General features: G+C 57.0%; 13 protein-coding genes. 4 read left to right on the forward strand and 9 right to left on the reverse strand.

Annotation, left to right across the window (positions count from 1 at the left end):
* Positions 1-5 precede the first annotated feature (5 nt).
* The 8 genes from JT718_RS06965 to JT718_RS20710 all read right to left on the reverse strand — a co-directional run bounded on the left by JT718_RS06965 (position 6) and on the right by JT718_RS20710 (position 14,588).
* Positions 6-386 (reverse strand): VanZ family protein, encoded by a 381-nt coding sequence (locus JT718_RS06965; protein WP_205501519.1) that lies wholly within the window; start codon positions 384-386, stop codon positions 6-8.
* 7 nt (positions 387-393) lie between these two features.
* A complete protein-coding gene (gene gcvH, locus JT718_RS06970; RefSeq protein ID WP_205501520.1) occupies positions 394-774 on the reverse strand; it encodes a glycine cleavage system protein GcvH in 381 nt (126 codons plus the stop codon).
* Between the two features lie 58 nt (positions 775-832).
* On the reverse strand, positions 833-7,912 hold the full coding sequence (gene sov / locus JT718_RS06975; RefSeq protein WP_205501521.1) for a T9SS outer membrane translocon Sov/SprA: 7,080 nt from the start codon (positions 7,910-7,912) through the stop codon (positions 833-835).
* Between the two features lie 75 nt (positions 7,913-7,987).
* The gene (ruvA, locus tag JT718_RS06980; protein WP_205501522.1) at positions 7,988-8,578 is read right to left on the reverse strand and encodes a Holliday junction branch migration protein RuvA; all 591 of its coding nucleotides are present in this window, start codon (positions 8,576-8,578) and stop codon (positions 7,988-7,990) included.
* Between the two features lie 160 nt (positions 8,579-8,738).
* Positions 8,739-11,009 carry an NADP-dependent malic enzyme gene (locus JT718_RS06985; protein ID WP_205501523.1) on the reverse strand — a complete coding sequence of 757 codons (2,271 nt, stop codon included), beginning with the start codon at positions 11,007-11,009 and terminating at the stop codon, positions 8,739-8,741.
* A 220-nt stretch (positions 11,010-11,229) separates the two neighbouring features.
* Positions 11,230-12,789: a lytic transglycosylase domain-containing protein gene (locus tag JT718_RS06990; RefSeq protein WP_205501524.1), complete on the reverse strand. Its 1,560-nt coding sequence runs from the start codon at positions 12,787-12,789 to the stop codon at positions 11,230-11,232.
* Positions 12,789-14,225, reverse strand: coding sequence for an Asp-tRNA(Asn)/Glu-tRNA(Gln) amidotransferase subunit GatA (gene gatA / locus JT718_RS06995; protein ID WP_205501525.1), 1,437 nt, complete (start codon positions 14,223-14,225; stop codon positions 12,789-12,791). Before gatA ends, JT718_RS06990 begins: the two co-directional genes overlap by 1 nt.
* Before the next feature lie 3 nt (positions 14,226-14,228).
* Entirely contained in the window at positions 14,229-14,588 is a 360-nt protein-coding gene (locus tag JT718_RS20710; protein ID WP_205501526.1) for a Sec-independent protein translocase subunit TatA/TatB, read from the reverse strand.
* A gap of 237 nt (positions 14,589-14,825) precedes the next feature.
* Between JT718_RS20710 and JT718_RS07005 the strand changes: the two genes are divergently transcribed.
* From JT718_RS07005 to JT718_RS07015, 3 genes are all read left to right on the forward strand, one after another.
* Positions 14,826-15,929 carry an endonuclease/exonuclease/phosphatase family protein gene (locus tag JT718_RS07005; protein WP_205501527.1) on the forward strand — a complete coding sequence of 368 codons (1,104 nt, stop codon included), beginning with the start codon at positions 14,826-14,828 and terminating at the stop codon, positions 15,927-15,929.
* A 665-nt stretch (positions 15,930-16,594) separates the two neighbouring features.
* Positions 16,595-18,088 (forward strand): cysteine--tRNA ligase, encoded by a 1,494-nt coding sequence (cysS, locus tag JT718_RS07010; protein ID WP_205501528.1) that lies wholly within the window; start codon positions 16,595-16,597, stop codon positions 18,086-18,088.
* Positions 18,078-19,091, forward strand: a complete 1,014-nt coding sequence (locus tag JT718_RS07015; RefSeq protein WP_205501529.1) for a M28 family peptidase — start codon at positions 18,078-18,080, stop codon at positions 19,089-19,091. The genes cysS and JT718_RS07015 overlap by 11 nt, the downstream gene beginning before the upstream one ends.
* Positions 19,092-19,172: 81 nt before the next feature.
* Here the strand turns inward: JT718_RS07015 and JT718_RS07020 are convergent, their stop codons facing one another.
* Positions 19,173-20,081, reverse strand: a complete 909-nt coding sequence (locus JT718_RS07020) for a S66 peptidase family protein (RefSeq protein ID WP_205501530.1) — start codon at positions 20,079-20,081, stop codon at positions 19,173-19,175.
* Between the two features lie 295 nt (positions 20,082-20,376).
* Here JT718_RS07020 and JT718_RS07025 point away from each other — a divergent pair, with 295 nt between their 5' ends.
* Positions 20,377-21,792 carry a T9SS type A sorting domain-containing protein gene (locus JT718_RS07025; protein ID WP_205501531.1) on the forward strand — a complete coding sequence of 472 codons (1,416 nt, stop codon included), beginning with the start codon at positions 20,377-20,379 and terminating at the stop codon, positions 21,790-21,792.
* The last annotated feature ends 81 nt before the right edge of the window (positions 21,793-21,873 follow it).

Here is a 21,873-nt window from a genome sequence, read left to right on the forward strand (position 1 = left end):
ATAGCCTAAAAACGGCGGGAATACAAAGACCAGGCACCCAGGCCCAGCACGCAGCCAATGGTGTTGCTGAGGGCATCCCCCGGATCGGCCATGCGGCCCAGGCCCATGGAGCCTTGCAGTACCTCCACCAGAATGCCAAAGAAAACAACCAACAGGAAAGCGCTAAAGAGAAGCCGTTTGCCAAGCCGTACGGAAGGGTCGCGCAGAAACCCAAAGAGAAGGAGTACCAACTGAACCCCGAAGAGCAGGGCGTGTACCAGGGAATCAAAGGAGAGAAGGTCCCAGTCTGGACCGGTGGGAAACGCTTGGGGGGGCAGCAGGGTCAGTACCAGAATAACTACTGCCCACCCCAGCGCCAGTGCATAATGAAGGAAACGCACTGCCATATCGCGGTTACGCGCCTACCAGTTCGCGGTACGCATCGGCCGTTAACAGCTCGGCTACTTCGGCTTGGTTGCCAATAGACATCTTAATCATCCAGCCATCGCCGTAGGGATCAGAGTTCACCAGTTCGGGGCTGCCGTCCAGTTTCTCGTTGATTTCCAGTACTTGGCCAGACAATGGGCTAAACAGGTCAGAAACGGTCTTTACCGCCTCTACGGTGCCAAATACTTCTTCTTGGGCCACGTCTTTGTCAAGGGTGTCAATGTCTACGTACACAATGTCACCCAGCTCGCGCTGCGCGAAATCAGTAATGCCCACATACGCTACATCGCCTTCAATGCGCACCCACTCGTGGTCTTTGGTGTATTTCAGCTCCTCAGGGAAGTTCATAGGTTATTAGGTTAAAATTTGTTCAAAAATACATTCTTTTTGGTTGGTGTTACAAGCGCTAGTCAGATAAACTGAACCGCAGCTGCACCCCGCCCTCGGTAACGGTGTTCCGGAACGCGTTGGCCACCTTGGGGTCATTGATGTTCTGGGTGTAATAGAACTGCAGGTTCAGGCGCTGGCTCACCACGTAGTCAATGGTAGGCCTGATCTGCACCTGCAAGGCACCCGCGGTGGTCAGGTTGTTCTGGTACTCGTTGCCGTTGGTGTCTACCGCTATAGTGCGCTGAATGGTTTCATTGTCCCGGATGGTGAAGTCAAGGCGCATGGTCAGTTCGTTCTCCAGCGTACGCTTGCCCCCAATCTTGAACGGCAGCTTAAAGTTGGTGGCGCTGTAGCCCAAACCAACCACAATGTCTTTGATGCCGTTCTCGGTTACCTGTGCGTTGGTCATGTTCAGCAGCAGGTTGCGCTGGGTCTTGTACTCCAGGCGGCCGGTGATCTGCCCCTTGGTGCGGAAGTTGATCCCGATGAGCGGCGACATGCTCTCAGTGATGGCCACCTGGCTCACAATGTAGTACGGGATCACCTCGCCCTGCTCGTTAGCCCGGTCTGGGAAGCCCTGCGGCTCAAAGCTGTAGTCCAGCGCCGTGCTGAAGTTGGCCACCGTGTACGTAGACTGGTAGGCGTGGTTCAGGGTAAACGAGCTGAAGTACTGCTGGAAGAACGGCAGCGTAGACAACCCGTTGTAGACCACGTTCCAGTTAGGCAGCGGAATGGCATCAAACGGCTTGGTGGGCTTGGCTTTGAACCCGTTCACGTCCTTGCCCTGGTACGCGTGCAGGAACGCCGGAATTAACACATCCTGGGAGTTCAGCGCGTACACCCCGGGGCCCGAGTTGGCGGCGTTCAACCGGTCGGCAATGGCCGCCCGGTTGCGGATGAAGTTCTCAAACGCCGCCGAGCTGTTGCCCGAGCCCGATTCAAACATGGTTTTCACCGAGATGAAGGAAATCCGGTAAGAGCCCGTGGTGAACGGGTTTTGCCGCTGCACCACCAGGGCCGAGTCCCGGCGGTAGAACACCTCGTCAATCTCAGACTTGTTCATGGCCCCGTCCAGGGTGATGATGAAGTTGCGGAAGGGCTCTATGGTGGCGCGGGCCGTGAGGTTCACCGACTTCAGTGAGCTGAGCGGCGTGTTCAGGTACTGGCTGCTATCAGTATACCAGCCCTCGCGGTTAGCCCGGTCAAAGAGATCATGTAGTTCATACTGCTTGCCTAACACAAAGTCCAGCCCCGGAGCGCCAAAGCCATCGGCTAGCCCGAAGTTCTGGGCCGTGGGCAGGAAGCCGGGCAGCAAGGTGCCTTCGGTGCGGGCATAGGTAAAGTTCACTGACCTGGCCGACATCAGGGCCCGCAGGATGCCTTTCAAAACCTTCATCTCCCGCTGTTGGGTGGTATCTGCGGCCACTTGCCCGTTGGCCCTGATGGGCTGCTGCCGTACGCTTGGTTGCGGCGAGGCCTCATTGGCGGCTTTCAGGAATTTCACCTTGTTGTAGAGGCGTACCAGATCCAATTTACCGCTCACGCTGGTTTCGGTGCTGTTCTCAATAGTGTTTCCCAACTGCAGCGTGTCGTTGCGGCTAAGGGCGGTAGAGGCCGAGGTCCAGGTAAAGCCCGCCTGGTAGCGCGCATCGGCAGAAACCCAGTCGGTGAGCGGGAATTTATCCAGCGGCAGGCGGTAGGTGAAAGCAATGACCTGGTTAAAGTTGGTGTTACGGCCAAAGCGGCGCAGGTTGTGCCAGATCTCGTCGTTCTTCCAGCGCAGGGAGTCTACTTCCTCGTTAATACGTCCGTTCGGCTCGTCTACCACTGCCCGGTTGGTGGCGGTATAGTCCAGGGAAAGGCTCTTGGTCAGGTCCCACTTCACGTCATAGATGCGGTTGAAGAAGAACGATTTCTGGAAAGTAGGCAGGAAACCGGCGGTGTCTGGCAGGCTGTACGGCGAGGTACGGCCCTGCAGGAACGTTTCATTGTACCGGCGGTCCAGGTCTGCCCGCACCGAGATGCGGCTAGGCGCCAGCGAGAAGTTGAAGTCCTTTAGCCACCGCAGGTACGGCGACTGGAAGGCTTTCACCTCGGCAAACGGCGTATAGCTCTTGGGCGTGTTGTTGTAGTTATAGGCAATGCCCCCGTTGTACGTCTTGGAGTAGTTCCGGTCGGTAGAGATGTCGGTGTGCAGCACCTCTGTGTAGGCATAGGAGAACGACAGGTTCTCTATGTCATACAGGCGGCTCTTTGCCTCTGGATCTGTTTTCTCTTTGCGCACGTTGAGCAGGTTCACGCTCTTGGTGGTGGTCTGACTGACGACTTCCTTGCGGTAATTGTCGCGTTCCGTGCCTTCCTCAAATTTCTCCAGCGAGAGGTCCAGCTCGGTATCGCGGTCCAGTGGGTCAAAGCGCGGCTCACTGATGGTGGTCCCATACTGCACCGACAACGGAATCACCAGCCCCAGCTTTGCCGGCAGCAGCTTCTCGGCGGCCACGTTGGCGGTAATGTCAAACTGGCCGGTGGTTTCACGGGCCCGCTGCGAGGCGCGCTGCTGAATGCCACCAAAGCCTACGGTGGTGTAAGAGCCGGTGGCCGTGATGTTGGCGAAGTCGGCCAGTTTCACGTTGGCCCGCGCCGTAGCGGCCCAGCCAGCAGTGCGGTCAAAGTCTGACACGCGCAGCTCGTTGGCCCACATACATACCGAATGCGACGCTTTGTCCGGGGTGGCCGGGTTCTCCAGACCCAGCATCAGGCTTTGCACGTCACTGAAGTCTGGGTTACCAATCACCCGGAATACTTTGCCGTCTTCGCGGGCTTCGGAGAAAACCTGGTTCAGGGGCCAGTTGGCCTGGTTCCGTCTTGACTTCAGGCGCACAAACTCGTCAAAGGCCACGTCAATGAAGTTCTGCTCGTTCCAGATTTGGTACGGGTCACGGCTGCCCGGCGGCGTCATCTTCAGCGGAATGGAGAACTCATAGTAGTTCTGGGTAAAGTCGGTCCCTATTCTGATGAAGGCGTTCACCTCATTATCCTGGGTACCGCTGGCGCTCTGGGCGTGGATGTACATTTTCAGGCGCTTGTAGATAAGCATGTCCTGCGACACGTTCTTGTACACCGCTTTGCTGAACGAGTCCCTCAGGTTCTCCACGCACAGCTGCAAGGACTGCTCGTTCTGGCGGCGGTTGTTGGCCGAGGAGTAGTCGCGCTGGCGTTCCACTCCCGGCGGCACCACGTACGGAATGGTGCCCGCGTCTACCTCCCCGTTTTCCTCAATGCTCACCGAGGACACCTCAAATGAGCTGGCGTCTGAGTCGCAGTCGCCCACGCAAGGAGCCCCGTTAGACAGGATGGAATTGTACGTACGCCACTGGTTAGACACAAACTGCATCTGCACGAAGCGTAACACCACCGGCTGCGCAAACTGGGTCATGTACATCCGCATGAACCGGATGGATTTAAAGCCCTGCATGTTGTTCACGTTGCCGGTGGGCTTTCTTACCGGAATCCGGAACTGGTACCAACTCACCCGGTTGCCGTTGGCGTCTACAGAGTCAACTTTGTCTACAATGTAGTTGTCTCCCACGTTCAGGCGGCTGGGGCGCAGGTCAATGCCGTACTCGTAGTACTGCTCAGTATCACTGATGACGTTGTCTTTATTCAGGTCTTCTTTGTCTGGGAAGGCGTTGGAAGAAAGATTGCTGTTCACCGGCGAATTGCCTTCCATGCCGTTGAAGTTCTTGTAGCGGCCCAGCACGCCTACGTTGTCAGCGTCATACGCGCCGTCCAGGTGGTGGCGGAAGTTATCGGCCGAAGGGTCGGCCAGAGTGCTGTAGATGCCCTGGAAGAAAGCGCGCTCATCGCTGTCGTTCAAGCCGTCCAAGCCTATGTCCTGGAATTGGCGGGAGCCGGGCTCGCTGTCAAAGGCATCGGTCAGGAACTGGTTGCGGGTCACGCGGCCCCACGCGGTAGGCTCAGTGGCCTGCAGGTTGCCGTCGGTGGGCAGGCCGTTCTCAAACTGGTAGCGCTGGTCTTTGAGCAGGTCTTCAGAGATATTCCCCAGGTTGAAAACCAGCCTCCCGTTCTCGTCCTGGCTGTTTTGGGCATCATCCAGCCCGGTGATTACCCCCCGGCCGCGCTGCCCTTTGATGAAGGGGTCCAGCATCCAGAACTCCAGGTACTCAATGTTGGCGTTATCAAAGTTGTTGTCAAAGGAAATCTCCCGGCTAATACCCGCCCAGTTGCTGCGCGGGTCATTGTTGAGGAAGCGCCCGTCATTGTTGATGTTGGGGTTGTAGTTGTACTGGCCCCGCTCCCTGGGGTAGTAGGCCAGGTCAAACGTGTACTCAAAGGTGTTGTTGGTCTCCGGGTCACGGTTGGGGAAGATTTCGCGCCGCTGGACCCCGCGTACGTAATGGTTCTCCAGCTCTTCCCGGGAGATGTTGCCCGGGCGCAGGTTGTTGGCGGTGTAGTATATCTGGTCAATGGTGTACCAAGCCAGTTTTGCCCGGTTGTAGGCGTTGGCCAGGCCGGTGGTACCGTTGGCCAGGGGCGCAGGCGTGGCCGCTAAACGCCAGGCGTTGGTGTTAAAGCCGCCCAGGGAGTAAGGCGTTTTGGCGTTCTCAAAGTCATCTATGTACGACACCCCGTCTTCGCCCTCAAACTTGGTCTTCTGCGGCACCAGCTGCGCTACCTCAGCTCCCAGGGTGATGGTAGACGTTTCCTTGGTCTGCAGGAACGGAAGCTTGTCGGTGAGGCGGGTGAGGAGCCGGGAGTCGCGGCGGTAGTTGACGTCAAAGCCGTAAATGGTGTTGTTGCTGGGCTCATCGCCAATGTTCACCCGCTGGATGAACGGCCGCTCGCCCTGGTGCAGGACTGTGGCCCCCAGAATAAGGTCATTGTCTACCTTGTAGTCAAAGCGCGCGCCCAGCAAGGTGCGGGGCTGTACGCTTAGGATGTCGGCTTTCTCGTAGGTGATGCGCAGGTTGCTGGCGGTATTGAGGTAAGCCGGGTTCAGGATCTTCACGCGGCCGAGGTCATAGAACACCTGATAATCCTGCCCTTCTACCAGGCGGGTTCCGCCGGAGTACACCGCTACGGAGCCTTCGGCAATCCGGATGCCGGGCAGGGTAATCTCATCGGTGCTGGAAGCCTGGTAGCGGCCCTGGATGAAGTATTTGTTTTTCTGCGAGAACTGCTGCGCATCGGTCACAATGGAGTCATACAGTTCCTGGAAAATATATTTGTTGATGTACTGGTCCTCAGACCCCGGCGTGAACCTGGAGCGCAGGTACGACCCAAACGGCTCTACCTGCGGGAAGTAAATGCGGCCGGTCTCGGGGTCAATGGTAATGCCGGAGAGGAAGTCAAAGTTACCGTCGCGCGGCGGGTCATTATTGGTGTTCACGTTGTCCAGGTTGAACACCTGAATCAAGGGAATCCCTTTCAGTCTGGACTCGTCCTGGAAGCTGGTGAGGTCGCCGCCCGTAGCATCGTCTTTGTACACCAGATTCAGTTGAAAGTTCTGGCGCTCAATCTGGTTGGCGTTGAGGGCGTAGACGTTCTTCATCATCAGGTCCCAGGTAGGCAGGTTCAAGGCCGGGTTGGTGGCCCTGAGCAGCTTCAGGAAGATTACCTGGTCTTCGGGCACGTTCTGGTAGTCTTCCTGCAGTTCGCCCACTTTGTAGGTGCGGCCATTGAGGGTGTACTCAAACGCCACGCCCAACACCTGCTCCGGCAACAGGGCGGCATTGAGCGAGATGTACCCCAACTGCGGGTTGAACTTGTACTCGGTCTGATCCAGGCGGCGGGCGCGCACGTGCTCAAAGTCAACGGTTTTCTGCAGGCCCAGGCCTTCCAGGAAATTGTCTACCTGCGTGTTGTTCCGGACCTGGAGCCGGCCGTAGAGGTTGTTCTGCCCGTTGCCCGCCCCGGCGCCCGCTGGTAAGTTGTTACTGAACTGAGAGCGGTAAGGATTGGGCTCGCCCAAATCCATGAGGGCCACCACGTTTCTGAGGTTCTGCGTGGAGCGGTTGTCATTGGTGATGTACACTTCCAGGCGGCGCACCACAATGCCGGAATTTACCAGCGGCAGGCTGCGCAGGGCCTGATCATACCGGTCGCGGAAGAACTGGGCCAGGAAGAAGTGGCGGTCACGGTCATACTCATCGGCGCGGATCTCAAAGTGGCGGTTCTGGGCCCCATTCTGGATGTCTACCGCGTCAATGCTCCCGCGCTGATTGGCGGCAATAGCCGTCACCGAGAGTTTCCCTAGCTGTAACTGGGCCTTGAGACCAAACAGGTTCTGCCCGCCCTGGATAAGCGAGTTGTTGAGCGGAAGGCTTACGTTACCGGCCTCAATCTTCTGGATGATTTCCTCTGGGTAGCCGGTGTACTCCAGCTTGAGGTTGTTCTCAAAGTCAAAGTTGGCCTTGGTGTCCCAGTTGGCGGTGATGCGCATTTTCTCGCCAATGCGGCCGTCAATGTTGAGGGCGATGCTCTGGTCAAACTCAAAGTCGCCAATGCTCTGCTGGCGCAGCGGAATGGCCGGGTTCTCGTTCTTGTTGAAGAGTGCCCCAAACTTAAGGGTGGCCAGACCGTTGGGCCTGATGTCAATGGTGTTGCCCCCGAACAGGCGGTCAAAGGTGCGGCCGCCTATGTCAATGGTAGGCACCAGGCGGCGACTGGGTGCGGCGGGGTTCTGCTCGTCCAGGCTGGCCGATTTGGTGCGCCAGTAGTCCCTGATGGCTTTTTGCTGCTGGTAGCGGGAGTACTCCTCAAAGGTCATGGTGCTGGGATCGCGGTAATCATACCCGCCAATCTGCTCCGTGATCTGGAAACGCTTTAAACTGTCATCGGGCACCACCTCCAGCTCCACGTTTTTGGGCAGCGGCAGAATGAGCGGCGACAACGTGGTGCGGTTAGAGAAAGGATCGCCCCGCCGGTCATCAAAGATCAGCTTGGGGCGTCTGGAGGGAATGTACCCCTGGTTCTTGATTGTGTCCTGGGTCTCTTCTTCAGGCAACGCCATGGCAGCGGTGTGCACCCCAGCCATGGAAAAATTACTGGGCTCGGCTTGGGTAAGCCAAGCCATCAACGACACCAACCCTACTGTGGCTGCTAGAATGTGAGGCTTTCGTTTGTAAAACACAAATAATGGGGAAGTTACTTAAGATGACTTCAAAGCGAACTTAATCATTTCTTCCACGGTCAGGCCTGTGCCCTCCCGCTTGATGATCGTATCTAAGGTTTTCTCGGCTACATTCTTCGCAAAACCTAATGTCACCAAAGCAGATAACGCCTCCTCCCGGGAGGTATTGTGTGTGCCGAATGACACATTTACGGAGTCGGCGCCCAGGCCTTTCCGGAATTTATCGCGCAGCTCCAGTATAATCCGCTGGGCCGTTTTGGCCCCAATGCCCTTCACCTGCTGAATGGTGCGCACGTCTTCGCGCACAATGGCCTGCTGCACCTCCTGCACGGTCAAAGAAGAAAGAATCATGAGCCCGGTGTTGGGGCCCACGCCCGAAATGGAAATCAAATGCAGAAAAGCGCTTTTCTCAGCGGGGGTGGCAAACCCGTACAGCGTGTGCGCATCTTCCTTGATGTGCAGGTGCGTGTACAGGCGGCAGCGCTCTCCCTCGGGCAGTTGGCCGTACGTGTTCAGCGAAATCCGAAGCTCATAGCCCACGCCCCCCACGTCTATAATCACAAAAGTGGGGTCTTTCTGGGCCAGGCGGCCGTCTAAATATGCGATCATGTGACCAGCGGAATAAAGGGTGAAAACAGGTTAATAATATAAGTAAAAATTCTGTTTTAAGCCTTTTCCCAGGAAAATAGGCTTAAAACAGAATAGAAAGATGGTAAGGAAAAAATTGGACGCTGCGTGGGTCATGCAGCCCACTACGCAGCCTTACCGGCTAGAGTTTGGCCTTACAGGTCTGGGCATCTACCACGGCAATGGCCACCATGTTGATGATCTCCCGCACCGACGAGCCTAACTGCAAGATATGCACCGGTTTGCGCATGCCCATCAGGATAGGGCCAATGGCCTCGGCCCCGCCAATTTCCTGCAAAAGTTTGTACGCCATGTTACCGGCCGCCAGCCCCGGGAAAATAAGGGTGTTGGCCCCGTCTTTGGCCAGCTCGCTGAATGGATAGTGCTCGCGCAGCAACTCTGGGTTCAAGGCGGTGTTGGCCTGCATCTCGCCGTCAATGAGCAGGTCTGGGTAGCGCAGCTTGGCCAGGCGGGTGGCCTCGCGGGTCTTGGTAGGTACCTGCCCGGAGCTGGACCCGAAGTTGGAGTAAGACAGCACCGCCATGCGGGGCTCACGGTCAAAGAACCGCACGTAACGGGCCGTGAGGCCAATGATGTCTACCAACTCTTCGGCGGTAGGCTGCAGGTTTACAGTGGTGTCTGAGAAGAAGTAAGGCTCCTTCTTGTTCTGGATGATGTACATGCCCGCCACCTTGTTCACTCCTTCTTCCACGCCAATCACGTGCAGAGCCGGTTTAATGGTAGAGGAGTACTCGCGGGTAAGACCAGAGATGAGCGCATCGGCCTCGCCGGTCTCCACCATCATACAGCCGAAGTAGTTGCGGTTGCGCACCAGCTTGCGGCAGTCAAACAGGGTAAGGCCCTTGCGCTTGCGCTTCTCGTAGAGCAGGTGGGCAAACTTCTCGCACTTGGCATCCTCTTCCCGCGGGTCAATGATCACGCTGCCGGTCAGGTCCATGTTGTACTCGGCAATCATTTCCTGGATGCGGGCGCGCTCACCCAGCAGGATAGGGTAGGCCAGTTTCTGCTCCAGCACGGTCTGGGCCGCCTTCAGGATCTTGTAGTGGTCGGCCTCGGCAAACACCACGGTCTTGGGGTTTTTGCGGGCTTGGGTCAGGATGCGGTTCATCAGCTTCTGGTCAATGCCAATACGGGCCTGCAGCTCCTGATGGTAGCGCTCCCAATTGGTGATAGGCTGACGCGCCACGCCAGACTCCATGGCGGCTTTGGCCACGGCCGGGCTCACGGTGGTGATCAGGCGTGGGTCCAGCGGCTTGGGGATGAGGTACGTGCGCCCGAAAGCAATGGTGTTGTCGCCGTACGCTTTGTGCACGATGTCCGGAACGCCTTCCTTGGCCAGGTCGGCCAGGGCGTACACGGCGGCCAGCTTCATGGCTTCGTTGATCTCGGTGGCCCGCACGTCCAGGGCACCCCGGAAGATGTAAGGGAAGCCCAGCACGTTGTTCACCTGGTTAGGATGGTCTGAGCGGCCGGTGGCCATGATCAAATCGTCGCGGGTGGCCATGGCGGTCTCGTAGGCAATCTCGGGGTCTGGGTTGGCCAGCGCGAAGATGATGGGGTTAGGGGCCATCAATTTCACCAGTTCGGGGGCCAGCACGTTGCCGGCGCTCAGGCCCACAAACACGTCGGCGCCTTCCATGGCCTCGGCCAGGGTGGTAATCTTGCGGGTGGTCACAAACTGGGCGCGGTAAATGTCCAGGTCGTTGCGCTCTGGGTTAATGATGCCGTCTTTGTCAAACATGACAATGTTGTCAATGCTCACACCCAGTTCCAGGTACAGCTTGGCACAGGCGATGGCGGCGGCCCCGGCCCCGTTGATCACCATCTGGATCTTGCTGATGTCTTTGCCTACCAGTTCCAGACCATTGAGCAGGGCGGCGCTGGAGATAATGGCGGTGCCGTGCTGGTCATCGTGCATGAGTGGGATGTTCATCTGCTCGCGCAGGGCATTCTCAATTTTGAAGCTCTCAGGGGCTTTGATGTCTTCCAGGTTAATGCCGCCAAACGTGGGCTCCAAAGACTTCACAATCTTCACGAACTCCTCGGGGTCGGTGGAGTCGATTTCAATGTCAAACACGTCAATGCCCGCGAACTTCTTGAACAAAACGCCTTTCCCTTCCATCACGGGCTTGGAGGCCTCGGGGCCTATGTTGCCCAGGCCCAGCACGGCGGTTCCGTTGGAGATTACCCCCACCAGGTTGCCCTTGGCGGTGTACTTGTATACGTCTTCTTTGTTGGCGGCAATCTCTTTACAAGGCTCTGCCACGCCTGGGGAATACGCCAGCGCTAAGTCCATCTGGGTACTTACCATTTTGGTGGGCACCACCTCTATCTTGCCCGGTTGTCCCTGGCTGTGATAATTCAGCGCGTCTTCCTTGTTAATCTTAATCATGTTCTTCTATTCAGGTGTTGTATGCTACACTAGTTTGCCGCCCCGCAGGCACTTGCCGCCGGGCGGTTTGTAAGTACAAAGTTTGCCAAGTTTTTCCCCATTCGCCAACCTGCGCCCCAAAACGCTGCCCTGTTTTAGGGCTGTTGTGGCGAAAACACCGGAAAAACAAAAAGCATCCCGGGCCTAAGCCAAGGATGCTATGGTAAGTTTCATGCCCGCATTAGCCTACAATCAGCTTCATGCCGGGTTTCAGTTCGTCGCCTTTCAGCTTGTTGGCTTTCCTGAGCTGCTCCACGCTCACGTTGTTGTAGCGTCTGGAAATGTTCCAGAGCGTATCGCCGGGCTGTACCTGGTGAATGGTCTGCGGTTTCTCCACGGTGGCCTTCTTGGCGGTGCCTTTTTTAGCCGATGCCAGTGAAGCGGTAGCGGCGTTTTCCCTTGCCAGGTTCTCGGCGTTAGGGCCGGCTGCCTTGTGGGTGGCCGTAGCTTCCTCGGCAGAGGCCAGCAGGGTAGCCTCGGTAGCCGGGGCTTCTTTCTGCTTCAAGTCCTGTGGCTCCTTGGTCTCCGGCTTAAACACCACCAGCTTCTGGTTGGCCATGAGCGTATTGCCCGAGAGCCTGTTCCAGGCCTTGAGTTGCTCTACCGTCACGTTCTGCTCCTTGGCAATCTTGGAAAGATTGTCGTTGCGGCGTACGGTGTAGAAAGTTTTCACCGAGCTGTCGGGGGCCGCCACTTCGGCTTTCGCCATCATGGTGGCCGGGGACTGCGATACCGGCAGTTTTACCCTGGCCGGCGCCTTGTAGCGGGCCGAGTCCAGGATGGCCAGCCGGTTTTCCTCCAGCCTAGGACGGGCCATGGCCGGAATGCGCAGCGGGAAGTTGGCCACGTTCTCCGGAATGTGCTTGAGCTTGAGGGCCGGGTTCAGGTTGATGATCTCGTCTTCGGCCAGGTTCAGTTGCACGGCCAGCAGTTTCAGGTCTACCGGCTGGCTGATGAGCAGGGTGTCTGCCGCGATGGGGTACTGCGGGTTGGCCGGGTGGATGTTGTGGTCGGCGGCGTGGTTCATGGCGTACACCAGGGCCGTGAAGGACGGCACGTAGGCGCGCGTTTCTTTGGGCAAATACGGATAAATGCCCCAAAACGTCTTTTTGCCGCCCGAGCGCGTGATGGCTTTCCGTACGTTGCCCGGACCGCAGTTATAGGCCGCCAAGGCCATCTCCCAGCTCCCGAACATGCGGTACAGCTGCTTCAGGAACTTGCAGGCCGCCTCGGTAGACTTCTCGGGGTCCATGCGCTCATCCAGGTAATGGTTCTGCACCAGGCGGAAATCGCGGCCGGTGAAGTCCATGAACTGCCACAACCCAACGGCCTTGGCCGAGGAAACCGCCTTGGGCAGCAACGCCGACTCTACCACCGCCAGGTACTTCAGTTCATCGGGCATGTTGTGCTTGGCCAGGTACTTCTCAAACATGGGGAAGTACAGCGGCTGCCGCTCCAGCACGCGCCGGGTGTACTTACGGTTCCGGATGGTGAAGTAGTCAATCAACCCTCTTACCTGCTTGTTGAACTCCAACGGTATCTCCTGTTCCAGACAGCTGAGGCGGTCTTGAATGAGCTCATCGGTTTCTACCGGAATAAACTCAACGGTGTCTGCGAGTACCTTGGTAGCGTCTGTTACTTGCATCACTGGCTGGGCCAGTGGGGTGGTTTGCTGGGCCTGCGCCGCAGAGCCCAGGCCCAATGTAAGTACAAGGCCGGTAAGAAGGGTAGTTTTGCGCATTAGGCGTTTACTTGTGGTTGATGGTTCATCAGTTGTTTGGAGAAGGCCAGTAGCTGTTCTTCGCCAAAAGCTTTGGTCATCAGCTGCACCCCAATGGGGAGCCCTGCGGCGTCTTGCCCAATGGGTAACGAGATAGCCGGAATGCCCGCCAGGTTTGCCTGCACCGTGTAAATATCCTCCAGGTACATGGCCAGCGGGTCTTTGGTATTTTCCCCAATCTTAAAAGCGGTGGTGGGGGTGGTAGGCAGGATCAGAAAATCAAATTGGCTCAGGAGCTCATCGGTTTTCTCCTTGATCAGGCGGCGTACCTGCTGTGCCTTGGTGTAATAAGCGTCATAGTAGTCGGCGCTCAGCACGAAGGTGCCCAGCAGGATGCGGCGCTGCACTTCCTTGCCAAAGCCCTCGGCCCGGGTCTTCTTGTACATAGAGGCCAGGTCGGTGGCGTTCTCGCTCCGGAAACCGTACCGCACGCCGTCATAGCGGCCCAGGTTAGAGCTGGCCTCGGCGGTGGTAAGAATGTAGTAGGTAGGCACAATGTAGTCCAGGAACGGGAACTCTACGGCCTCAACGGTGTGGCCCTGGGCCTGCAGCCCATCCAGCACGCCCTGCACGGCGGCCTTCACCTCCTGGTTCAGGCCCGGGCTCTCAAAAGAGTCGCGGATGAACCCAATGCGGACGGGACGGTCAAACGCCAGGTTCTGGCTGTAGGCAGGAACTGGGCGCTGGCTCACGGTGCTGTCAAACTCATCGGCCCCGGCCATTACTTCCAGCAGCAGAGCGGCGTCTTCCACGCTTTGCGTGATCACGCCAATCTGGTCAAAGGAAGAGGCATAGGCGATGAGGCCGTAGCGCGAAATGCGCGAATAGGTGGGTTTTACGCCGATCACTCCGCAATAGGCCGCGGGCTGGCGCACGGAACCACCAGTGTCTGAGCCAATGGAGGCCAGGCAAAGATCGGCCTGTACGGCCACGGCAGAACCGCCCGACGAGCCACCCGGCACGCGGGTGTTGTCTATTTCATTGAGGGCCGGACCAAAAGCGGAATTCTCGTTGGAGCCACCCATGGCAAACTCGTCGCAGTTCTGGCGGCCAATGATAATGGCGTCCTGGGCCAGCAGGCGCTGCACGGCGGTGGCGGTGTACAGGGATTTGAAACCGTTCAGGATTTGGCTGGATGCCTGCAGCGCGTGGCCCTCATAGGCCAGCACGTCTTTGATGCCAATCACCATTCCGGCCAGTTTGCCGGCGGTACCGGCTTGTAGTTTGGCATCCACTTCTTCGGCTTGCCGAAGGGCTTCCTCTTCAAACACTTCCAGAAACGCGTTGAGGTGGCGTTTGGCGGCAATGTTCTGCAGGTAGTGCTCCACCAGTTGGCGGCAAGAGAGTGCGCCTCGGCCTATCTCCTCGCGGATAGCGTCAAGGGATGTATAGCGCATGTATTAAACGTTGGGGTTGTTAGGAGTAGTTGGGTTGGGGTTGGCGTTGGGCGCGTTGTTGTAAGGCGCGTTGCCGTTGTTGTAATTGTTATTGTTATAACCGTTCCCGGGTTGGTTGTAGCCAGGGCCGTTGTTATAATTGTTTCTGTTCTGGTTATTGGAATACCGGTCATCATTGGAGGCATTCTCAATGTCGTTCTTGATCTCTTTGGTGGCGTCTTTGAACTCGCGAATGCCTCTGCCCAGGCCGCGGGCCAGGTCTGGAATACGCTTGGCGCCGAACAACAGCAGCACGATCACCAAAAGGGCGATGATTTCGCCGGTTCCTAAGTTGCCGATAAATAATAAGCTGGATAACAACATAGTTCTACTAATAAGGTGTTAAGAGTGTAAAATTAGGGTATAATTTCCAATTACTTGGCACATTGGAGCAAGTTTAAAACGGGCCAGCCCGCCTGGTATTTTAAAACCCGGGTGTGCCAGACGGTTCTGTTTTGGGTCCTTTCTGGTAAAATGGCTTTAAAAGAGCAATAACCTACGTTTTTGCAGCAGCCTGCGGTTTTTTGCGTAGGTTTACTTCTGCGTTTAATTTTTTTCTTCGTGCTCCGGAAGTTTCTGTCTTTTCTCACGTCGTTGTCCACGCTTTGGCTCCTGCTGGGAGTGGCCTGCCAGTACGTGCCGCCCCATGCGTTCTGGCCCGCCGGCTTTGTGGCCATGTCTTTGCCGGGGGCGCTGCTGATGAACGCAATCCTGCTGCTGCTCTGGCTGTGGCAACGCCCGGTGTGGGCCCTGGGGCCGCTGTTGCTGATCATTGTTTTCTGGAACCAGCACACCCGCTACTTCACGCTCAACACCCCAGACGCAGACCCCGAGCCCGAGGAGCAGCGCATCAGGGTCCTGAGCTACAACGTGCGCGTGTTCAACGTGTACAAGCACCTGCACGCCGATGACCCAAACCTACCCGAAGCCGAAATGCAATGGGTAGCCGAGCACCCCGCCGACATTCTTTGCCTGCAGGAGTTCTACAACGAGAAAGGCGACAAAACCTGGGACAGCCGCCAGCGGGTGGGCAAGGAGCAGAAGCGCCAGATTTACGTGGGCAAGGCGCTCACCAACAGCATTGGCGCCGAGTTCGGGCTGGCTATTTTTTCCCGTTTTCCTATTGTGCACAAGGGCCGCGTGGCCTTTGACTCGCCCACCAAAAACCAGGTCATCTTTGTGGATGTAAAGCTGCCCTCCAAAGACACGCTGCGGGTCTACAACATGCACCTGGAGTCAATGGCCATTGAGCAGAAAGACATGGAGGAAGCGGTGCAGAGCGAGGCTGGGTTGAAAACCAAGGGCCGCACCATTGCCCGCCGCCTGAAGGGCGGCTTCATTGCCCGCAGCCACCAGGTAAAGCGGCTCCTGGCGCACATCAGGGAAAGCGCCTATCCGGTGCTGCTCTGCGGTGACCTCAACGACCTGCCCAGTTCCTACACCTACCAGCAACTCCGGGGCGAGCTGCTCAACGCCTTTGAGGAAGGGGGCCGGGGCTTCGGGGTCACCTACAACGGCAAACTCCCCATCCGCATTGACAACCAGTTTTACAGCGAGCGCCTGCAACTGCTCCGGTTTGACGTGCTCCCCCAAATCCAGTTCACCGACCATTTCCCCCTGGAAGCCACCTACGTGCTGCCCTCTTCTTCAACCCCAGACGAGTAAAAGCCACCTCTTGCGGTTTTTGGGCCTTTTTCTTGAAAACAGCCTTAAAACTGGTTCGTGGTCTTCATCACACGCAAGTCACAGACTTGCCCAATGATAGGTCCAAGTCACAGACTTGAACCATAAGGAATGTGAACCCACCCCTGCCCCTCCCAGGAGGGGAGTACGCCTTGCTGACAAGCATTGCAATTCTCCCAGCACCGTCACTGCTTCTAGCTCTTTCCCCAATTTCAGTCTTTCGCTTGAGCGCCTAGCGCTCGACCCGGTGCCGCGCATGCGGCAGGCCTGAGGGCCAGGCGAGAGAGCACAGCGCGAAGGCGGAAGACGGGGCCCCGCGGCCGTGAGCGCACGGAGGCCAGCTATGCAATGAGCCGCCCACAAATCCATAGACAAACGGCCCCACGCCAGCGAAAGCACAGAAATTCATAAGTCCATAGACAAGCGGCAGAAACGCCAGCAAAAGCAAACCAGCATCCACAAAGCAAATCAGCACCAATGCCAGCATCCGCAAAGCAAACCCCAAAAATGTACCTCGGGATTTAAAGCAGTTTTCCAGAAAACAGCCGCCAAACGCAACAACTTCCGGAGCAAGAAAGAAAAACTACTTCGCCGGGCGAACTTATTGCCAGTACAAGAAGTACCAGTAAGTTTTATAATTTTGCCGCATGAACCACCCATTGTCTTTATATAATACCCTCACCCGCACCAAAGAACAGTTCGTGCCCCTGCACAGCCCCTTTGTAGGCTTATACGTCTGCGGACCTACCGTGTACGGCGATGCCCACCTGGGCCACGCCCGGCCGTACATCACCTTTGACGTGATGCGCCGCTACCTGCAGTACCTGGGCTATAACGTGCGGTATGTACGCAACATCACCGATGTGGGCCACCTGCAGAATGATGCCGACTCAGGCGAAGATAAAATCCAGAAACTAGCCAAAGCCGCGCAGTTAGAGCCTATGGAAGTGGTGGAGAAGTATACCAATAGCTTCCACCAGGACATGGCCCGCCTCAATGTGCTGCCGCCTGATATTGAGCCCCGCGCCTCGGGCCACATCATTGAGCAGATAGAGATGATCAAGGAGATTCTGGAAAACGGCCTGGCGTATGAGTCCAACGGGTCTATCTATTTTGATGTGCCGGCCTACAACCAGCAGCACAACTACGGCAAGCTGTCGGGCCGCGTGATTGAGGATTTGCTGTCCAACACCCGCGACAACCTGGAAGGACAGGAAGAGAAACGCTCGCCCCTGGATTTCGCGCTGTGGAAGAAGGCCTCGCCCACGCACATCATGCGCTGGCCCTCGCCGTGGTCAGAAGGATTCCCGGGCTGGCATCTGGAGTGCTCGGCCATGAGCCGCAAGTACCTGGGCAAGCAGTTTGACATCCACGGAGGCGGACTGGACCTGATGTTCCCGCACCACGAGTGCGAGATTGCGCAGAGCCAGGCCAGCCACAACCACACCGATGCGGCGCGTTTCTGGGTGCACAACAACCTCATCACCATCAACGGCAAGAAGATGGGCAAGTCGCTGGGCAATTTTATCACGCTGGGCGAGTTCTTTACAGGTACCCACGAGGCGCTGCAGCAGGCGTATTCGCCCATGACGGTGCGCTTCTTCATTCTGCAGGCCCACTACCGCAGCACCCTGGACTTCAGCAATGAAGGCTTGCAGGCCGCGCGTAAAGGCTACCTCAAGGTGATGAACGGCCTGCGCATCCTGGACCAGTTGAACTACCCCGCCGGAACGGATGCGGTAGACGCGAAAGCCGAGGAGGAGATCAAGAAGCTGACCGCCGAGCTGTTTGTGCCCTTGAACGATGACCTGAACACCGCCAAATCCATTGCCGCGCTGTTCAACCTGCTCAAGAAAATCAACAGCATGCACACCGGCGGCTTCAAGCTGGAGACCATCTCTGAGGAGACCTTTGAGCAGATGCGCACCCAGTACCGCGCCCTGGTGTTAGACGTGCTGGGCCTCAAAGTAGAGCAAACCGCCGATGCCCAGGAGCTGCTGAACGTGGTGCTGGGCTTTTACAAAGAGGCCAAAGAAACCAAAGATTACGCCAGGGTAGACGTGATCAGGGCCCAGCTCAAAGGGCAGGGCATTGTGATCAAAGACATGAAAACCGGCATTGACTGGGCTTATGAAGAATAACATGAAAGTTCTGGCCTTGGGCCTGCTACTGGCCGCCGGCTTTCCGGCCTGCGACAAGAAAAAGAACCCCGAAACGGCCACCGCCACAGAGCAACCTGCCGCCCCAGCCGCCAACGTAACCGTGCCGGCCTTCAACGCCGACTCGGCGTACCAGTTTGTGGCCAAACAGGTGGCTTTCGGCCCCAGAGTGCCCAACACGCCGGCGCACCGGGCCTGCGGCGACTACCTCATCAGTACCCTGAAGGGGTACGGAGCCAACGTGCTGGTGCAGCCTTTCACGGCCAAGGCCTATAACGGAACCACCCTTGAACTGCGCAACATCATGGCGCAGTACAACCCGGCCGCCAACAAGCGGATCTTGCTGGCCGCCCACTGGGACACCCGCCACCTGGCCGACAAAGACCCCGCTAACCCCACCAAACCCATTGACGGGGCCAATGACGGGGCCAGCGGTGTGGCCGTGCTGCTGGAGATTGCGCGGCAACTGCAGGCGAATCCGCTGGCGCAGAACCTGGGCGTAGACCTGATGCTGTTTGACGGCGAAGACTACGGCCAGCCCGACAACGCCGGGGAGTACATCCCCGACACGTGGTGCCTGGGCTCGCAGTACTGGGGCAAGAACCTCATGCCCAAAGGCTACACCGCGCATTACGGCATTCTGCTGGACATGGTGGGGGCCAAGGGGGCCCGGTTTGCGCAGGAAGAGACCAGCCGTACCTATGCCGGCGATGTGGTGGAGAAAGTATGGCGCACGGCCAACCAGATTGGATATTCAGACTACTTCCCGTTTCAGGAGAGCCCGGGCATTACTGATGACCATACCTACGTGATCCAGCACGCCAACATCCGCATGATTGACATTGTGGCGTATGACCCCACCAGCCCCGATGGGTTCTTCGGACCGTACCACCACCGGCACACCGATAACATGGACATCATTGACCGCAACACCCTCAAAGCCGTTGGCCAGACGGTGCTGCACGTGGTCATGCACGAGCAATAGGGCGCAGCATCCCTGTTTCAGGGCCGTTTTCCGGGAAAGAGCCGGGAAACGGCCCTTTTCTTTTTATCTCTTGGAAGTAGCTTAGGCAGGAGATTGAGTGTACGCCAGGGAAACACCCGCCGGGGAGACCTGCAGCGTGGCCTGGCGGCCTACCACCAGCGCCAGGTTCAGGGGCACATGGCCCACCGGGAAATCAAAGCAGATGGGGTACCCGTAACCGCCGCAGTGCTCCAGAATGATCTGGTGTACATCTTTCCCGAAGGGCACGGCCGTGTCGTTCATGTCAGAGAACTGGCCCACTACCAGGCCGGCCAGTTTTTCCAGCCTTCCCAGGCGACGCTGGTGCACCAAGACCCGGTCAATGTTGTAGTAGTACTCGCCCACGTCTTCCAGGAACAGGATCTTGCCGGTATAGTCTGGGTCTGAGGCGGTGCCGGTGATGGTGTCCAGCAGAATGAGGTTGCCCCCTACCAACGGGCCCGTGGCCTGGCCGGGCACGTTCAGCGCATGGGGCGGCAGGGAGTAGGACTGGTCCTCGCCAAAGAGGATTTTGCGCAGCGACTCGTCTGCCTCGGCAGAGCCGGGTTGGTTCATGAGCAGCGGCATGGTGCCATGGATGCTTTCCACGCCCTGCCGGTGCAGATGGCAGAGCAGGGCCGTCACATCACTGAAGCCCACCACCCACTTAGGGTTCTTCAGGAAACCGCTGAAATTAATCTGGTCCAGGATGCGGGTGGTGCCGTAGCCTCCCCTAGCCGAGAAAATGGCCTTGATCTGGGGGTTGTCCAGCATCTGCTGGAAATCGGTGGTCCTCAGCGGGTCGGGGCCGCCCAGGTAGCCGTCCTGCGCGCCCACGCTCTGGCCCAGCACCACGCGTAAACCCCAGGCTTCCAGCAGGGCAACGCCGGCTTCAATCTCCTCCAGGCTTACTTTACGGGCCAGGCAAACAATGCCTACGGTATCTCCTTTTTGCAGGGCGGGTATGGTCATGGGTGTGGTGGTGTGAACAGGGCGCAAAGGTAGGCAATCCTTTCTAAGGGCCCTTCGCGCGCGCCAGGTCTGGTGCAGGAATAATTTTCCTGAGGCAAACGGCTGGGCTCCCCCAAACAGGTGAAACAGAACAGATTGAGCCGAGGCCCGGATTTGATAAATAATTTTATTATCCTATATTGATGGGTAAAGATTATACATAAAACTAGGTATTGTACCTCTCCTTGGAAAAGGGTTAGCTTTGTAGTTCCCCTAAATTATTTAAAAACAAGAAACAACCCCTTACTTATACTCTATGGCAAACAACTACTACCACAAGAAACAAAAGGAAAATACCTGGCACAAAGCCCTGGTGCTGGGCTTACTCTTTCTGGGGTTAGCCTTAACCAGCATGGCGCAGGGCAAACGCCACAATGCCCCTGAGGCCAAGGCCAGAAAAGCCGGGGTTACTGCCAGGAACCTTCGGCAGGTGCTGGCTAACCGAGGCCCGCAAATCCTGCGCGACGGCGAGACCGCAAGAAGGCCCCGCAATGCCCAGCACTCCTACTGGGATGTCCCTTCCAACAGCTGGCAATTGGCCTACAACCACACCTACACTTACAACGGGGCCGGAATCTTGGTGGAAGATGCCGTTACTGAGGCCAGTAACAGCAACTTCTCCCGGATAGTGAGCGAGTATGATGACCACAACAATGAGACCCGGTGGGCGCAATACTACTGGGAAGACGGCCGGTGGCTCCTCTTTTCTGAATACAACACGACCTACACCTACGTGAACAACCGAATCACTGAGACCGTGTACGAAGAGGTATGGAACGGGGAGCGCAGAACTACCAAAGAAGTGTACACCTACAACTCGGCTGGTAACCCTATTGAGATTGTGGAGTCAGAGAAAGAAGGGAACGTTTGGGTAAATACAGACAAAACCATGATTGAGTATGCCAACGGAAGCACCCGCCCCACTGCGGTCACTGAGCAGGAGTGGAGCGGAAACGCCTGGGTGAACACAGATCGGGAAATCAACCTGGTATGGCATGATGCACCCAATACAGACCAGGGAAATTGGCTGAACTGGTACCTGGCAGGCGCCACTGAACAGGAATGGCAGAACGGCGCTTGGGTAAGTGAAAGCAGATTCAGCACTACGTTTCAGGAAAATGGCGGGTACACCGAGATTGGCGAGGAGTGGGAGAACAACGCCTGGGTAAATGATTACCGCTACCGTGTAGTAAATGACCAGCATGGTAACACTACTCTTACAGAAGAGGAAAGCTGGAGAAACAACCGGTGGGAAATTGATTTGGGGCACAAGTCTACCCATACTTATGCCAGCAACGGTGATTTAACCCAGACCATCAGCCAGAGCTTTGATAATGATGAAGACAGCCCTACCAAAGGGACGTATCAGAACTTTGAGCGCTGGGTGTACAGCAACTACCAGAATGTGCTTTCCTCCAAAGAGGAGTTGAACCAACTGGCAGGCCTGGTGTACCCTAACCCGGTTTCTGGTAAATTCACCGTGAAACTGGAGAAAGCCGCAGGAGCCTCAGTAGAAGTAGTAAGCCTTGCCGGGCAGACCGTGTTCAACACCACGCTTACCAAAGCGCTGGAGGGCGAAGCCGTAGATATCTCTTCCCTACCCGCCGGTACGTACATCTTAAAACTGCACTCCAAAGCAGGGGTACGCACCCAAAAAATAGTGAAGCTGTAAGAAAACCGCGCTTCATTCTAAAAACGTAGCCCCGGCCTTGTCTAAGAGCCGGGGCTACGTTTTTAGGGCCTTTCCTGAAAA

The organism is Rufibacter psychrotolerans (assembly GCF_016924645.1).
Taxonomy (GTDB): Bacteria; Bacteroidota; Bacteroidia; order Cytophagales; family Hymenobacteraceae; genus Nibribacter; species Nibribacter psychrotolerans.

Coding starts and splice junctions, on each gene's coding strand:
- JT718_RS06965 (WP_205501519.1), bottom strand. CDS start 386: ATGGCAGTGCGTTTCCTTCATTATGCACTGGCGCTGGGGTGGGCAGTA.
- gcvH (WP_205501520.1), bottom strand. CDS start 774: ATGAACTTCCCTGAGGAGCTGAAATACACCAAAGACCACGAGTGGGTG.
- sov (WP_205501521.1), bottom strand. CDS start 7,912: ATGGCTTGGCTTACCCAAGCCGAGCCCAGTAATTTTTCCATGGCTGGG.
- ruvA (WP_205501522.1), bottom strand. CDS start 8,578: ATGATCGCATATTTAGACGGCCGCCTGGCCCAGAAAGACCCCACTTTT.
- JT718_RS06985 (WP_205501523.1), bottom strand. CDS start 11,009: ATGATTAAGATTAACAAGGAAGACGCGCTGAATTATCACAGCCAGGGA.
- JT718_RS06990 (WP_205501524.1), bottom strand. CDS start 12,789: ATGCGCAAAACTACCCTTCTTACCGGCCTTGTACTTACATTGGGCCTG.
- gatA (WP_205501525.1), bottom strand. CDS start 14,225: ATGCGCTATACATCCCTTGACGCTATCCGCGAGGAGATAGGCCGAGGC.
- JT718_RS20710 (WP_205501526.1), bottom strand. CDS start 14,588: ATGTTGTTATCCAGCTTATTATTTATCGGCAACTTAGGAACCGGCGAA.
- cysS (WP_205501528.1), top strand. CDS start 16,595: ATGAACCACCCATTGTCTTTATATAATACCCTCACCCGCACCAAAGAA.
- JT718_RS07015 (WP_205501529.1), top strand. CDS start 18,078: ATGAAGAATAACATGAAAGTTCTGGCCTTGGGCCTGCTACTGGCCGCC.
- JT718_RS07020 (WP_205501530.1), bottom strand. CDS start 20,081: ATGACCATACCCGCCCTGCAAAAAGGAGATACCGTAGGCATTGTTTGC.
- JT718_RS07025 (WP_205501531.1), top strand. CDS start 20,377: ATGGCAAACAACTACTACCACAAGAAACAAAAGGAAAATACCTGGCAC.